Below are 13373 nucleotides of genomic sequence, written 5' to 3'. Positions count from 1 at the left end.
AATTTTAAAAACCTTTCACTTTATTTCCTACATTTAACTCAGAAATAACCTAACTCATGTTATGAGGAAAAACCCCAATCTTATGAATAAAAAAGTTTTATTTACACTGTTTTTGATGGTCTCAATGTTCATATCAAGCTGTAGTTCAAAGGATGATGACTGTACAAAAACCTTAGAAATGCCACATTATGCTCTCGAGAACCACAGACTTAACCTTTATTATGTTGCGGAAGAAGTTCCATGTGACTTCGTTGCACATGAAGATAAGGGACCACTTGAATTGAAGAACTTCACTTATAAGGTATTATATTTCACCTTTACTACGGATACCAGCAATAATACTTCTCGTCTGAAATTTGAGATCAAACTTAATAACCCTAATAATTATGCTGTAGAAGGCTTGGCTATATTAACCATACGGCCAGTTGGGGATGGTTTTGAATACACCGGCAATTATTCTAGTTTGGCTTCAGTGCCATGCCATAACATTGCGGCCAATTCCAGTTGTACTTTAACCTTTGACCAAGAATATCCTTTTAATCCAGATTTGGGAGCCCCACAATCTTTGGAATTGGTTTCAGTGAAGTACTATGTAGCGACTTAACTAAGACAGATAGTTACGGTGATGAATTAAAAATTAAATCCAAAACTTCCCGTTACCCCAAAATCACGCGCCTCAGGAGTATCAAGATAGTTGCCTCTAAAGTTAAAGTCGATTCGGAAGACTTTAAAGATATTACCTACTCCGACGCTGTATTCATAATAAATTTTGTCTGTAGGCGCCAGATAGGTTAATCCTGAAGCATTCAAATCTCTGTTGGCTTGCGACACTTCACCCCATACGCCTCTTATTCCCACGATTTCTCGGAGATTCAACTTGCGTAAAAACGGAATTCGCGAGAAAAACCGACCATTGAAGTTGTGCTCCAAATGTAAAGACGTGTAGGTATCGGTTACAAATTCGTAATAATCCAATTGCGAAAAGGTATTGTAAATAGAAAAATAAGATTGGTTACCAGGCACGACATTTAAAAGCCCCAAAGGCACTTCGCCGAAAGTCTTACCAGCTTCAATTGTACTCGTCAATCTTCCGTAAGCACCAATATGCCACGGTTGAATGTAAGAAAACTGAACCTTTGTATAATCAAAATCGCTGTTCAAAATAGACTTATCGCCTCGAGTCACCTGTGCAAACAAACTTGGAAAACCATCATTGGAGATACGGCGTTCCACACCAAACCCAGTCATCTTTCGTCCTGGAAAATAAGAGACAGAAAGGGAATTCTCATACTGATGAATCTCTGATGCAGTAGTAGTTTGTGTTTCGTCTGTGTAAAAGTCCAAGCTAAACGTATCTGAAGCGGAAACTAAAGTCTTATAGGTGCCGCTCAATCTGAACTCAAGATTTCTTACAGGCTCGAGTTCCATGGCCACCGTTGTCAGATTCACGTTGGTCAATTTATCATTGGTACTTGTCCCGAACAACGAAGATGAGGCCAAACTACGTCCTAAAATATCTGTGGATGAGGTTAGGTTAACACCTATTTGCTCCACATCACGTCGATGTCCAGCTGAAATAATAAATCTGTTTCTTTTATCAATCAGCCACTTTCCAGAAATACCATATTTGAATTTATCGTCTTTAAACCCGTAAGCCAAAAACCCTTCCAAACGCCATAAGTCGTTAGGACCAAAATAAGTTCTTCCGCCCGTTCTCACCCGTATGCCCTCAACTTCATTGAAGCCAAAGGTGGAGAAAATAGGACCATAATCAAAGTTGATATCCGTAAATTCCACATAACCTGAGGCCAGAATACTTCCTAAGTTATACAGACGCTTAAACTTTTTTACAGTTTTAAGTGTGTCCAACATTTTATACACGCCTTTTTCATCCTGACTTAAGGATTCCATTCGGTTTTCGTTCCAGAAGTCATCATCCCTATTATAGACATCCTCGTTATAGCTATATACCTCTTTGCTATAAAACTTGTCCTCCTTTGGGATATCAAACATGTAATTATCGTAAAGTGTGGTGCGCTTTCCATAGATACCTCGCGACTTTTCCTTTTTATTAAAGGAAAAATCCGACATGAAATAGTCGCGTTTAATCAAGAATACAGAATCATTAACGACTTCAAATTCCTGTTCGATGTAAATCTCCTTCACCCAGTTGATATTCGCACTTTTTGAAGCTTGCAAATTAATCTCCTTGATGGCGAAAGTGGTGTCATTAACCCAAAAATCGCCTTTAAACGTCAGTTCATTTTTTCGTCGTGGATAATAGATGATGTTATAACACCATTTTCCTTCAATGAAGGTACTATCACGAAGCACATAATTATAGGTATTGATACCTGTTCTCGATAATGGGCTTACGAAGCTCTTATCAAAAAATTTGAGGTAGTTGTCATAAATATCAAAATCAGAATAAAGATCGTCCACAAAGTCGATAATAATCTGATTATTGCTAAACCCTGAGTTTTTATTCCCTTTAAGATCTTCCTTTTCCTTGTTTTTCAAATTATCACCAAACACTTTGCTTCGTGCTTCATTGATAAAGATCGGCAGATAAGTCTTTCCTGTCACTTTACTAGTATCCACTTGGTCAAAGACAAACTCCATCCCTCTAAACAACTTGCTTTTGATTAAGGCGCTGTCAATGGTATTGATATCAAACTCCACTTTCTCGTACTTATCGTACTCATACTGCTTAAATTGACGCAGTCCATTCTGGCGTTTGCGTTCCCAGATTTTCTTTAAGATGGCAATTGCAGGATTTTCACTTTCTTTTTTTGACTGTTTTCCCGTGACAATATAAACTTCGTCCAATTGGCCAGCATCTTCCTTTAAGATGAATCTCAAATCGTAGTTGACTTTCTTGGTCAGTGGAATCTCCAAAGTTTCATAACCAATAAAGGAGATGATGAGTGTATCGTAGGTGTTGCCGGATTCCAAATAGAAACGGCCGTCCTCATTAGTGATGGTGCCTTCTGTCGAACCCTTAAAAAGGACGTTGGCATAGGCAACAGAAACGTTGTTTTCATCAAACACATAACCACTGACTTTGGTTTGAGCAAATGTGGAACACATTCCGAAGAAAAAAAGTAGGACTCTTAGATTTAGGTTCATAAGGCAAAAAACTTCATCAACACTAATGTCAATGAAGTTATGATAACGCATTCCCGATAGCTATCGGGAGCGATTTATTTATACATTACTTTTTTAACCGCTTTAACGACCTCATCGCTATTAGGCAACCACTCTTTAAAAAGCTCTGGTGAGTAAGGTGCAGGTGTATCCGCAGTATTGATTTTTACAACCGGAGCATCCAAATAATCAAAAGCCTCTGATTGCACTATATAGGTTATTTCTGTAGAGATATTTCCAAAAGGCCAAGCCTCTTCCAAAACAACCAATCTATTGGTTTTCTTTACCGATGCTAAGATGGTTTCCTTATCCAAAGGACGCACCGTTCTCAAATCAATGATTTCACATGAAATGCCTTCCTTCTCCAACTCTTCAGCCGCCTTGAAGGCCTCTTTTATAATTTTACCAAAAGAAACGATAGTCACATCTGTACCTTCACGCTTCACTTCCGCAACGCCCAATGGAATGGTATATTCACCTTCTGGCACTTCTCCTTTGTCACCGTACATTTGCTCACTTTCCATAAAAATAACAGGATCGTTATCACGAATGGCAGATTTCAAAAGTCCTTTCGCATCATAAGGTGTTGACGGCACAACTACTTTCAATCCTGGGGTGTTCGCAAACCAATTTTCAAAAGCCTGAGAATGCGTTGCTCCCAACTGTCCTGCAGAAGCCGTTGGACCTCTAAATACAATCGGACATGGGAATTGCCCACCAGACATTTGTCTGATTTTGGCAGCGTTATTTATAATTTGATCAATCCCAACCAAACAGAAGTTAAAGGTCATATATTCCACAATTGGGCGACAACCGGTCATGGTAGAACCAATAGCAATCCCAGCAAAACCAAGTTCTGCAATTGGAGTATCAATAACACGTTTGGCACCAAATTCGTCCAACATTCCTTTTGATGCTTTATAAGCACCATTATATTCTGCAACTTCCTCACCCATCAAATAAATGGTCTCATCACGACGCATTTCTTCGCTCATGGCTTCGCAGATCGCTTCTCTAAATTGAATTGTCTTCATTCACATCTTCGCTTCACTCCAGCTCGCACAGTGCAATTTGCCCAGTCGCCCCAAAGGGAAGAACTTTTTTAGTTAATGTTATAAATCGAGTAGCAAAAGTAACAATTATTGATAATAAAATAACAACATTTTTAAGCGAATAAAACTAAGGCCCCTAAAGTTCTTTATAACCGTGCAAATCAAACATTTAAGTAGGAGTGAAAAATACGTGATTTTCACTTTATTCCCACCATTGGGTCAGAACAACCTAAAGCTTGCCTACCCGTACCAGTTGGATAGACTCGAGGTTCTTGATTGGTATTAGCATTTTCAATCCAGACAAACACAGCGCTTATTGAAAATACATTACATTAAGAAAATCTGCAACTGAGATTTTATTCTCAATTAATTATGGTGTTTTAACTTTTCAAGTGCTCATCCTTAAACTATCAGCATAAATTCATTAAAACTTCATCCCATTGAGAACGAAATCAACAAAAATGATGTTTCTATCAAAATTTATTATGCATGCATAGTAAAAATGTCGTCTAAAATATTTAACTTCGTCTCCAGTATAAATAGACAACAGTTTTAAGTGGCAGTTTCCCACAAAACTATTAATATATAAAATTATAAAACATGAAAATACTTGTATGTATTAGTCACGTACCTGATACGACTTCGAAGATTAATTTCACGGATGGAGACACCAAACTTGACACTAACGGTGTACAATTTGTCATCAATCCGAATGATGAATTTGGCTTGACCCGCGCTATGTGGTTTAAGGAAAAACAAGGCGCTAGTGTGGATGTTATTAACGTTGGTGGTCCAGAGACTGAACCTACTTTACGTAAAGCATTAGCCATTGGAGCTGATAGTGCCATTCGCGTCAATACACCTGCAACAGATGGTTTTGCAGTTGCTAAGCAGTTGGCGAATGTGGTCAAAGATGGTGGTTATGATTTGGTGATTGCTGGCCGTGAATCTATTGATTATAATGGTGCCATGGTCCCAGGTATGTTGGCAGAATTAATTGGTGCCAACTTTGTGACCAACTGTATCAGTCTTGAGGTAGATGGTACAAACGCCAAAGCCGTAAGAGAGATTGATGGTGGAAAAGAAACCGTATCTACATCTTTGCCACTTGTTATTGGTGGTCAAAAAGGATTGGTTGAAGAGAGTGATCTGCGAATCCCAAATATGAGAGGAATTATGCAGGCACGTCAAAAACCTTTGAATGTGGTAGAGCCAGTTGAAGCAACAAAAGAAACAACAACGGTTAAGTTTGAAAAACCAGAGCCAAAAGGTGCTGTAAAAATGGTGTCTCCTGATAACCTCGATGAACTGGTAAGCTTACTTCACAATGAGGCGAAGGTCATATAAAAATCCAAAATTGAATTCCAAAGCAAAACAACAGAACTTGGAGTTTGACCATTGAAAATTTAGAAATTAATCATGAGATTCCCACTTTCGTGGGAATGATAAAAAATAAAAGATTATGTCAGTTTTAGTATATACAGAATCAGAAGAAGGAAAATTTAAGAAAGTTGCTTTTGAAGTGGCTTCCTACGCAAAAGCTGTTGCGGACCAAATGGGAACAACGGTAACTGCCATCACTATCAACGCCGATGATGTTTCAGAATTGGGCACTTACGGGGTTGACAAAGTATTAAAGGTAAAAGATTCAAAATTGGATGCTTTTAATGCTAAAATCTACGCCGATATTATCAAACAATCTGCTGAAAAAGAAGGCACAAAAGTGGTTGTGGTCAGTTCAAGTGCAGACAGTAAATACCTTGCACCATTGTTGGCTGTCGGTTTAGACGCTGGCTATGCCTCTAACGTGGTTGAAGCGCCAACAAGTGCCTCGCCATTTACAGTTAAACGTACCGCTTTCACCAATAAAGCATTTATCTTTTCGACGATCGACACCGATATAAAGATTGTTGGGGTTTCAAAAAATGCCTTCGGATTAAAAGAAAATTCTGCCAGTGCAGCTACAGAAGATTTCTCACCATCCATACCAGAAAATGGTGTTCACGTGGACTCGGTTGACAAGGCTACCAATACAGTAACCATTGCAGATGCTGAAATTGTAGTTTCTGCCGGACGCGGATTGAAAGGCCCTGAAAACTGGGGAATGATTGAAGATTTGGCCGAAGTTTTAGGAGCAGCAACAGCATGTTCTAAACCAGTGTCTGACCTCGGCTGGAGACCTCATGGAGAACACGTAGGCCAAACCGGAAAACCTGTAGCAGCAAACTTATATATTGCCATTGGTATTTCTGGAGCTATCCAACACTTAGCAGGAATCAATGCTTCCAAAGTAAAAGTCGTGATCAATACTGATCCAGAAGCTCCATTTTTCAAGGCCGCAGACTACGGTGTAGTTGGCGATGCTTTTGAAGTGGTTCCAAAACTAACGGAAAAATTAAAGGAATTTAAGGCACAAAACGCTTAAATTTCTTAACTTGTAGCAGCAATGCGACTGGTACAGAAATTAGTTGCCATAAATGCATGACTAAAATCCAAAAAAGGATTCATGTATTTGTGGCAAAAATTTTCATAATCTTTTTTCTCTGGGGATCTTCCCAAAAAAATATGGTGATCACAGTTGGTAAAGTCCTAATTTAAGCAGTTATTTGTTTTTTATTTTATATGAGTTTAGTCCGATTGAACATAAAGGGAATATCCTACAGCCAAACGCAGAATGGTGCGTATGCCTTGATTTTGAATGAAGTAGACGGCGATCGTAAACTCCCAATTGTGATTGGAGCTTTTGAGGCTCAATCAATTGCCATTGCTCTCGAAAAGGAAATTCGCCCACCACGCCCATTAACCCATGATCTTTTTAAAAATTTCGCCGATCGTTTTGATATTATTGTCAAACAGGTCATCATTCATAAATTGGTAGATGGTGTATTTTACTCTAGTTTAATCTGCGAACGCGATAAAATTGAGGAAATCATAGACGCACGAACCAGTGACGCCATTGCTTTAGCTCTACGTTTTCAAGCACCAATTTTCACTTATAAGAACATTTTGGACAAAGCGGGGATCTACCTCAAGGTCAATCCTCAAAAAGATGAGGAACAACAGGATAGTATTCTTCTGGATGATCTGGTCGCGGAAGAAATAGAATCCACCATTCAAGATGATTTGAAAAACAAAACCATTGCTGAACTTCATTCCTTATTGGAGCAAGCAGTCTTAAGCGAAGACTATGAGCTGGCCGCAAAACTTAGGGATGAAATCTCCAAACGCTAAACGATCTATCAGATGAAACATTTCTTTTTAGCTTTTACAGCTATTTTTTTTGGAGTAACAACAACATTAGCACAAAGCATAGAAAAGAAATGGCAATTTGAAGCCGTCCAAGACAATCAAGGTGTCAATCTTTATAACATTGATTCGGAAACTGACGTTTTAAACTTAACTGATGGCGACTTTGTTTTCTATTTAAAGTCAAAAGACAGTAGTGTTTCCAAAGGCAATTACATTACGCAAAATAAATTGCTGGTTTTATATTACGATAATGCATCTGAAGATATTGAGCGATTTAAAATTAAAAACGTAACGGATTCAACATTAGTTCTTCATAAAGAAGATGTCAATTATGTTTTCTCAACGCCACAAGACACATTAATTGTCACTGAAGCGGCTACAAGTAGTATTATACCTAGTCAGGGCTTTACAATGTCCAGTTTGCTCCGTGGTGCTTTAGGCATGTTTGTTTTGCTATTGTTATCGTTTATTTTGAGCCAAAACAGAAAAGCTATCAACTGGAAAACAATTGGTTTCGGATTGGCAGCACAATTACTATTGGCTATTGGTGTTTTAAAAGTTCCATTCGTACAAAAGGGATTCGAGATTGTCGGAAAGATGTTCGTGAAAGTTTTGGAGTTTACTCAGGCAGGAAGTGAGTTTCTACTCGGGGGTATGATGGACATCAGCAGTTTTGGGTTCATCTTTTTATTTCAGGTTCTACCTACCATCATCTTCTTTTCGGCTTTAACTTCCGTGTTATTTTATTTAGGAATCATTCAAAAAGTAGTGGCAGGCATGGCTTGGATATTGACCAAGCTCTTAAAGATCTCTGGTGCAGAAAGCTTAAGTGTCGCCGGGAATATATTCTTAGGTCAAACAGAAGCGCCACTAATGATCAAGGCCTATCTGGAAAAAATGACCAAATCTGAAATTCTTTTGGTCATGATTGGAGGTATGGCCACGGTTGCTGGCGGTGTATTGGCAGCATATATCGGGTTTTTAGGAGGCGAAGATGAAGCTCTTAAATTGTTTTATGCAAAACATTTATTGACAGCCTCCGTTATGGCAGCCCCTGGTGCAATTGTGATTTCAAAAATGCTATATCCACAACAAAAACCGATCAATACGGAGATTGAGGTTTCACAAGAAAATATTGGCTCCAATATTTTAGATGCCATTGCCAATGGGACCACTGAAGGCTTGAAATTAGCCGCCAACGTTGGTGCTATGCTTCTAGTTTTTATCGCTTTCATTGCGATGATCAACTACGGGTTTGGCAAACTCGGAAACGTGACGGGCCTAAATACATTAATAGCCAATAATACGCCCTACGTTGCCCTCTCATTAGAATTTATATTAGGTTATATTTTTTCTCCTTTAATGTGGCTCATTGGTGTTGCAAAGGAAGACATGGCACTTATGGGACAATTGCTGGGCATCAAATTAGTGGCGAGCGAATTTGTTGGCTATATCCAATTGGCAGAACTTAAAAATGTCGCAAGCGTGACCCACTTGAAGTTTGAAAAATCAATTATAATGGCCACCTATATGTTATGCGGATTTGCAAATTTTGCATCCATCGGGATTCAAATTGGTGGCATTGGCTCTTTGGCTCCAGGACAACGAAAGACCTTATCCGAATTTGGAATGAAAGCGCTTATCGGTGGAACTATCGCATCATTACTGTCTGCTACTATTGCAGGAATGATTATTGGGTAACCAATTCCTGCGAAGGCAGAAATCTTAAAGTTTTAAGTTCGTAACATCATTGCATCGTCAAACTTAATATCACACTATAGTACTGACACGTTAATTTATAAAATTTCATTTTTAATCTAATAGGTTTTTGAAATGACATTTCAACTGCTTGATATATAGATAATTAAACATTCCCGAATTAGCTTTAGATCTATATATGACTTATAAATCTCAAAACCTTCTACCCCTTTTTTAACCATTACAGCGAATAGATCAGAACATTCCTTAATGCATTAGTAGTAATCCTACAACTGAAGCCTCGTAACTTATAACTTTAACACACATATCACTTCGAGAAGTTCTTAACTTTCTTTAATTTTGGCTTCTAAGTAAAAAGAAAGTTTAATTTAATGAGATTTCCACTTTCGTGGGAAATAAATATGAAACAATATCACGACCTCGTAAAGCATGTATTAGAAAGCGGCACCCAAAAAGGAGACCGTACCGGAACTGGAACCAAAAGTGTATTTGGATATCAAATGCGTTTTGATCTAAGCCAAGGTTTTCCGATGGTGACAACTAAAAAACTCCACTTAAAATCCATTATTTATGAGTTGCTCTGGTTTTTAAAAGGGGATAGCAATATTAATTACCTAAACGACAATGGCGTTAGAATCTGGAACGAGTGGGCGGACTCCGATGGCGACTTAGGCCCTGTGTACGGACACCAATGGCGCAATTGGAACAATGATGAGATCGATCAGATAAAAGACGTTGTAGACACGCTTAAAAACAATCCCAATAGTCGCCGAATGTTGGTTTCTGCTTGGAATCCTTCGGTATTACCTGACACATCGAAATCATTTTCAGAAAATGTTGCCAATGGTAAAGCAGCACTCCCTCCTTGTCATGCTTTTTTTCAATTTTACGTTGCCGATGGGAAACTATCCTGCCAACTCTATCAGCGAAGTGCGGATATCTTTTTAGGGGTTCCTTTTAATATTGGTTCCTATGCACTTTTCACGATGATGATGGCACAAGTATGTGGTTACGAAGCAGGCGATTTTATCCACACGTTTGGCGACGCTCATATTTACAACAATCATATAGAACAGTTGGAACTGCAATTGTCCCGCGAAATCAGACCACTTCCAAAAATGATTCTAAATCCTGAAGTCAAGGATATTTTCGACTTTAAATTTGAAGATTTCACTTTAGAAGATTACAATCCACATCCACATATTAAAGGGGTTGTGGCGGTTTAAAGCAACCATTAATATAAAGGATTCCGAACAGATGGACCATCGCATTGAAAGCCCAAAAATCATAGATAGTATATAACACCAAAACCTAAGGGCACTAAAACCCGTTGGTGGGAATAAAAAAGAGCGTTCTTCAATTGAAAAACGCTCTTTTTTATTTTACTTAAAGAATCTGTTAGAGATTTAAAACTGCATTTTCTCCTCCAAATTCATTTGTTTTGTAAGCATCAGCTTCCTCCTCGTTGATAAAAGTACCATCTACAAGATATTTGAACTCATAAGAGTTGTCCTTTTCTAAATCTATAGTGCCTTTAAATGTTCCGTTCTTTAATTTCTTAAGCTGTAGAGCTTTTTTCTCATTCCATTCATTAAAAGTCCCTAAAACACTTACTTTTTTAGCGTCTTCAGCAGGTACTGTAAAAGTAACTTTGCAAACCGGTTTACTTTTTAAGTATTGTTTTGTAATTGCCATAATTCAAATTAATTGATTTTGCGGCAAATATAAACATAATTCAATAATTTAAAACATTTAACCATCGCAATACCAAAGATTTATCAATTTGATAAGAATGTGTTTCAAAATATTTCAACTTAGTAATAAAACTTACATTATGTTATTGTATTGTTAGTAATTTGAATTTTCTTCTACACTGATTATCAATGCTTTTGCTTTAAATTCGAAATATTTCATGACTTATTTCAAAGATCGAGAGTTTGAATTAATCATTTCATCAAAAAAAACTAACTTTACATAAAATTTTAACATCATGTTCGGCAAGAAAAGACCTGTAGAAAAAATAGATAAAGAGCAACTGGAGCTCATTGAAACGTCACAACGCAGAATCAAGCAGAAAAAGCGCTTGTACTACCATTTTGTGATCTTTTTAATTGGTGCACTTTTCCTCATCTTTTTAAACACCGTTATAGGCTTAGGAGAGCAAACCAAAATATGGGGATTGGATTGGTTCGTATTTGCCATTTTAGCTTGGTTATTTCTTTTTGTTTTCCATCTTTTCAACGTGTTTATCACCCATAAATTTATGGGCAAGGCATGGGAAGATGCGCAATTGACTAAGTTGGTTGCCAAACAAAAAGAACGAATTTCGAAACTTCAGGCGGAGGTTGATAAAAAATATCCTTTAGAGACTAATGCGCCAACAACTCCAGTGATTGAAAAAAAAACGAAAGTCCATAAAAATTTAACCCTAATCGCAGCCGCTGCCGAAAATGATACCATTGGTAAAGACAACCAATTGATTTGGCATTTGAGTGACGATTTAAAACGTTTTAAAAATCTGACCTCAAATCACTGCATCATCATGGGTCGGAAAACTTTTGAGAGTTTCGGTAAGCCGCTTCCCAATAGAACACACATTGTTATTACACGTCAACAGAATTATCAAGTTCCTACTGGTGTCATTGTAGTCCATAACATGGAAGATGCTTTGGATGCCGCTAAAAATGATCTGCAACCGTTTATTATTGGTGGTGGCGAAATTTACCAACAAGCTATGCCTTATGCCGATAAAATAGAATTGACCAGAGTTCATGAACGTTTTGATGGGGATGCTTTTTTTCCAAAAATAGACCCTTCAGTTTGGACAGAAACCGAAAACATCTCACATCAAAAAGATGAGCACCACAAGTATTCTTTTTCATTCATTACTTACCAGAGAAGATAAAAACTAAAAAGTGAAGCTTAAAAGAAGAAGGCAGTTAGTCACCTACCTTAATATTCTCGATCAGCCCATTCGGTTCAACCCGTTTTTATTCAGTCGAAAATTTATATTATGGGCGTTCTTAGGTCTTTTTGGCGGGGTCATTGCTGGAATATATTGGTTAGTTCTTGAGTTTTTCACACATCAGTTAGCCTATTTTGATGGCTGGCTCGTCATTCCGACGATGGCCATCTGTGGCTTGTTGGCGGGTTTGATCATTCATTTTATTGGAGACCCTGGCGAAATCCATCTTATTGTCAACAATATCCGATTTAACAAAGGAAAGCTTGACCCCAAGAACAATCCTTCCATGATTTTATCATCTTTACTTTGTATTGCGTCGGGTGGTAGTCTTGGCCCGGAAGCACCGTTAGTTCAAGTGGTCGGCTCTACCGGCACCTGGCTTGGAAAGTTATTCCGCCTAAAAGGTGAAGACCTGAGATCCATGAGTATTGCCGGGATGGCATCTGGTTTTACCGCCATGTTTGGCGCTCCTTTAGGTGGTAGTTTGTTCGCTCTTGAAATTCTGCACCATAAACATGCGGTCGAATATTACAAGGCCATCATGCCAGCTTTTGTAGCAAGTTGCTTTAGTTATTTAGTATTCGCATTGATTACGCAATTGAGTGTGGGAGCACTCTGGAATTTACCAACTTACGAAATGTTGAGCAAATTCGATTTTTTATACGCCGTACTCTTCGCGATTATCGCTACTTGTTTTGGTTGGTTTTTTATTTTTTGCACTAAAATGTTTAAACAGCTGTTTTCAAAATTAGTGGTCCCAATTTATATCAAGACACTCATCGGCGGTATCTCGTTGGGTATTATAGCATACTATCTGCCATTAACGCGATACTTTAGCCATTACGAACTGAACACACTTTTGATCAGCGATTTTTCGTTAAAAATGCTTATCGCCATTCTAATATTCAAAATTATAGCTATTGCAATAACGGTGACTTCAGGATGGCGAGGCGGTTTTATCATTCCCCTGTTCTTTTGCGGCGCCACATTAGGTTTGATCATTCATCAATTTATCCCTTCCATTAGTTTGTCGCTAACTATTGTGAGTTGTATGGCGGCCATAAATGCATGTGTTACGCGAACACCTATGAGTACTACGATTTTATTAGCCACACTAACAGGATTCACCTATTTTATTCCCATCTTGTTTGCGAGTCTGACCGGGTACTTTTTAGCGCCGAGAATTCCTTTTATTTCTTCTCAAATGGAGAATAAGGAAGCATGAATACGGATCAAAGAAT

11 protein-coding genes are annotated in these 13373 nt (G+C 38.1%); 8 read left to right on the top strand and 3 right to left on the bottom strand.

The annotated features are described in order from the left end of the window. Positions 1 to 82 precede the first annotated feature (82 nt). Positions 83 to 604 (top strand): hypothetical protein, encoded by a 522-nt coding sequence (locus tag J4051_RS02795; RefSeq protein WP_208232226.1) that lies wholly within the window; start codon positions 83 to 85, stop codon positions 602 to 604. A 26-nt stretch (positions 605 to 630) separates the two neighbouring features. On the opposite strand, the gene J4051_RS02790 is transcribed toward J4051_RS02795, so the two are convergent. Then, complete coding sequence (locus J4051_RS02790) at positions 631 to 3129, bottom strand: DUF5686 and carboxypeptidase-like regulatory domain-containing protein (protein WP_208232225.1); 2499 nt, start codon at positions 3127 to 3129, stop codon at positions 631 to 633. Positions 3130 to 3203: 74 nt separating this feature from the next. Further along, positions 3204 to 4181, bottom strand: coding sequence for a pyruvate dehydrogenase complex E1 component subunit beta (locus J4051_RS02785; RefSeq protein ID WP_208232224.1), 978 nt, complete (start codon positions 4179 to 4181; stop codon positions 3204 to 3206). A gap of 618 nt (positions 4182 to 4799) precedes the next feature. Between J4051_RS02785 and J4051_RS02780 the strand changes: the two genes are divergently transcribed. The 5 genes from J4051_RS02780 (at position 4800) to J4051_RS02760 (ending at position 10393) form a co-directional block, all read left to right on the top strand. Beyond that, complete coding sequence (locus J4051_RS02780) at positions 4800 to 5546, top strand: electron transfer flavoprotein subunit beta/FixA family protein (RefSeq protein ID WP_208232223.1); 747 nt, start codon at positions 4800 to 4802, stop codon at positions 5544 to 5546. 115 nt (positions 5547 to 5661) lie between these two features. Continuing rightward, positions 5662 to 6624, top strand: coding sequence for an electron transfer flavoprotein subunit alpha/FixB family protein (locus tag J4051_RS02775; RefSeq protein WP_208232222.1), 963 nt, complete (start codon positions 5662 to 5664; stop codon positions 6622 to 6624). A gap of 197 nt (positions 6625 to 6821) precedes the next feature. Then, positions 6822 to 7430: a bifunctional nuclease family protein gene (locus J4051_RS02770; protein WP_208232221.1), complete on the top strand. Its 609-nt coding sequence runs from the start codon at positions 6822 to 6824 to the stop codon at positions 7428 to 7430. A 12-nt stretch (positions 7431 to 7442) separates the two neighbouring features. Then, positions 7443 to 9149 carry a nucleoside transporter C-terminal domain-containing protein gene (locus tag J4051_RS02765; protein ID WP_208232220.1) on the top strand — a complete coding sequence of 569 codons (1707 nt, stop codon included), beginning with the start codon at positions 7443 to 7445 and terminating at the stop codon, positions 9147 to 9149. A gap of 419 nt (positions 9150 to 9568) precedes the next feature. Next, positions 9569 to 10393, top strand: coding sequence for a thymidylate synthase (locus J4051_RS02760; RefSeq protein WP_208232219.1), 825 nt, complete (start codon positions 9569 to 9571; stop codon positions 10391 to 10393). Positions 10394 to 10565: 172 nt separating this feature from the next. Here J4051_RS02760 and J4051_RS02755 read toward each other — a convergent pair whose 3' ends face one another. Further along, on the bottom strand, positions 10566 to 10862 hold the full coding sequence (locus J4051_RS02755; RefSeq protein ID WP_208232218.1) for an isoamylase early set domain-containing protein: 297 nt from the start codon (positions 10860 to 10862) through the stop codon (positions 10566 to 10568). Positions 10863 to 11157: 295 nt separating this feature from the next. Between J4051_RS02755 and J4051_RS02750 the strand changes: the two genes are divergently transcribed. After that, complete coding sequence (locus J4051_RS02750) at positions 11158 to 12072, top strand: dihydrofolate reductase (protein ID WP_208232217.1); 915 nt, start codon at positions 11158 to 11160, stop codon at positions 12070 to 12072. Between the two features lie 10 nt (positions 12073 to 12082). Beyond that, entirely contained in the window at positions 12083 to 13357 is a 1275-nt protein-coding gene (locus J4051_RS02745) for a chloride channel protein (protein WP_208232216.1), read from the top strand. Positions 13358 to 13373 lie beyond the last annotated feature (16 nt).

This window comes from Gelidibacter pelagius (assembly GCF_017581925.1).
Lineage (GTDB): Bacteria > Bacteroidota > Bacteroidia > Flavobacteriales > Flavobacteriaceae > Gelidibacter > Gelidibacter pelagius.
Note: the sequence above shows the minus strand (reverse complement) of the source record. Positions and strands in the feature narration are given on the sequence as shown.

Bases quoted from the DNA above. Each gene is read 5' to 3' on its own strand.
- J4051_RS02795 (WP_208232226.1), top strand. From the start codon at position 83: ATGAATAAAAAAGTTTTATTTACACTGTTTTTGATGGTCTCAATGTTC.
- J4051_RS02790 (WP_208232225.1), bottom strand. From the start codon at position 3,129: ATGAACCTAAATCTAAGAGTCCTACTTTTTTTCTTCGGAATGTGTTCC.
- J4051_RS02785 (WP_208232224.1), bottom strand. From the start codon at position 4,181: ATGAAGACAATTCAATTTAGAGAAGCGATCTGCGAAGCCATGAGCGAA.
- J4051_RS02780 (WP_208232223.1), top strand. From the start codon at position 4,800: ATGAAAATACTTGTATGTATTAGTCACGTACCTGATACGACTTCGAAG.
- J4051_RS02775 (WP_208232222.1), top strand. From the start codon at position 5,662: ATGTCAGTTTTAGTATATACAGAATCAGAAGAAGGAAAATTTAAGAAA.
- J4051_RS02770 (WP_208232221.1), top strand. From the start codon at position 6,822: ATGAGTTTAGTCCGATTGAACATAAAGGGAATATCCTACAGCCAAACG.
- J4051_RS02765 (WP_208232220.1), top strand. From the start codon at position 7,443: ATGAAACATTTCTTTTTAGCTTTTACAGCTATTTTTTTTGGAGTAACA.
- J4051_RS02760 (WP_208232219.1), top strand. From the start codon at position 9,569: ATGAAACAATATCACGACCTCGTAAAGCATGTATTAGAAAGCGGCACC.
- J4051_RS02755 (WP_208232218.1), bottom strand. From the start codon at position 10,862: ATGGCAATTACAAAACAATACTTAAAAAGTAAACCGGTTTGCAAAGTT.
- J4051_RS02750 (WP_208232217.1), top strand. From the start codon at position 11,158: ATGTTCGGCAAGAAAAGACCTGTAGAAAAAATAGATAAAGAGCAACTG.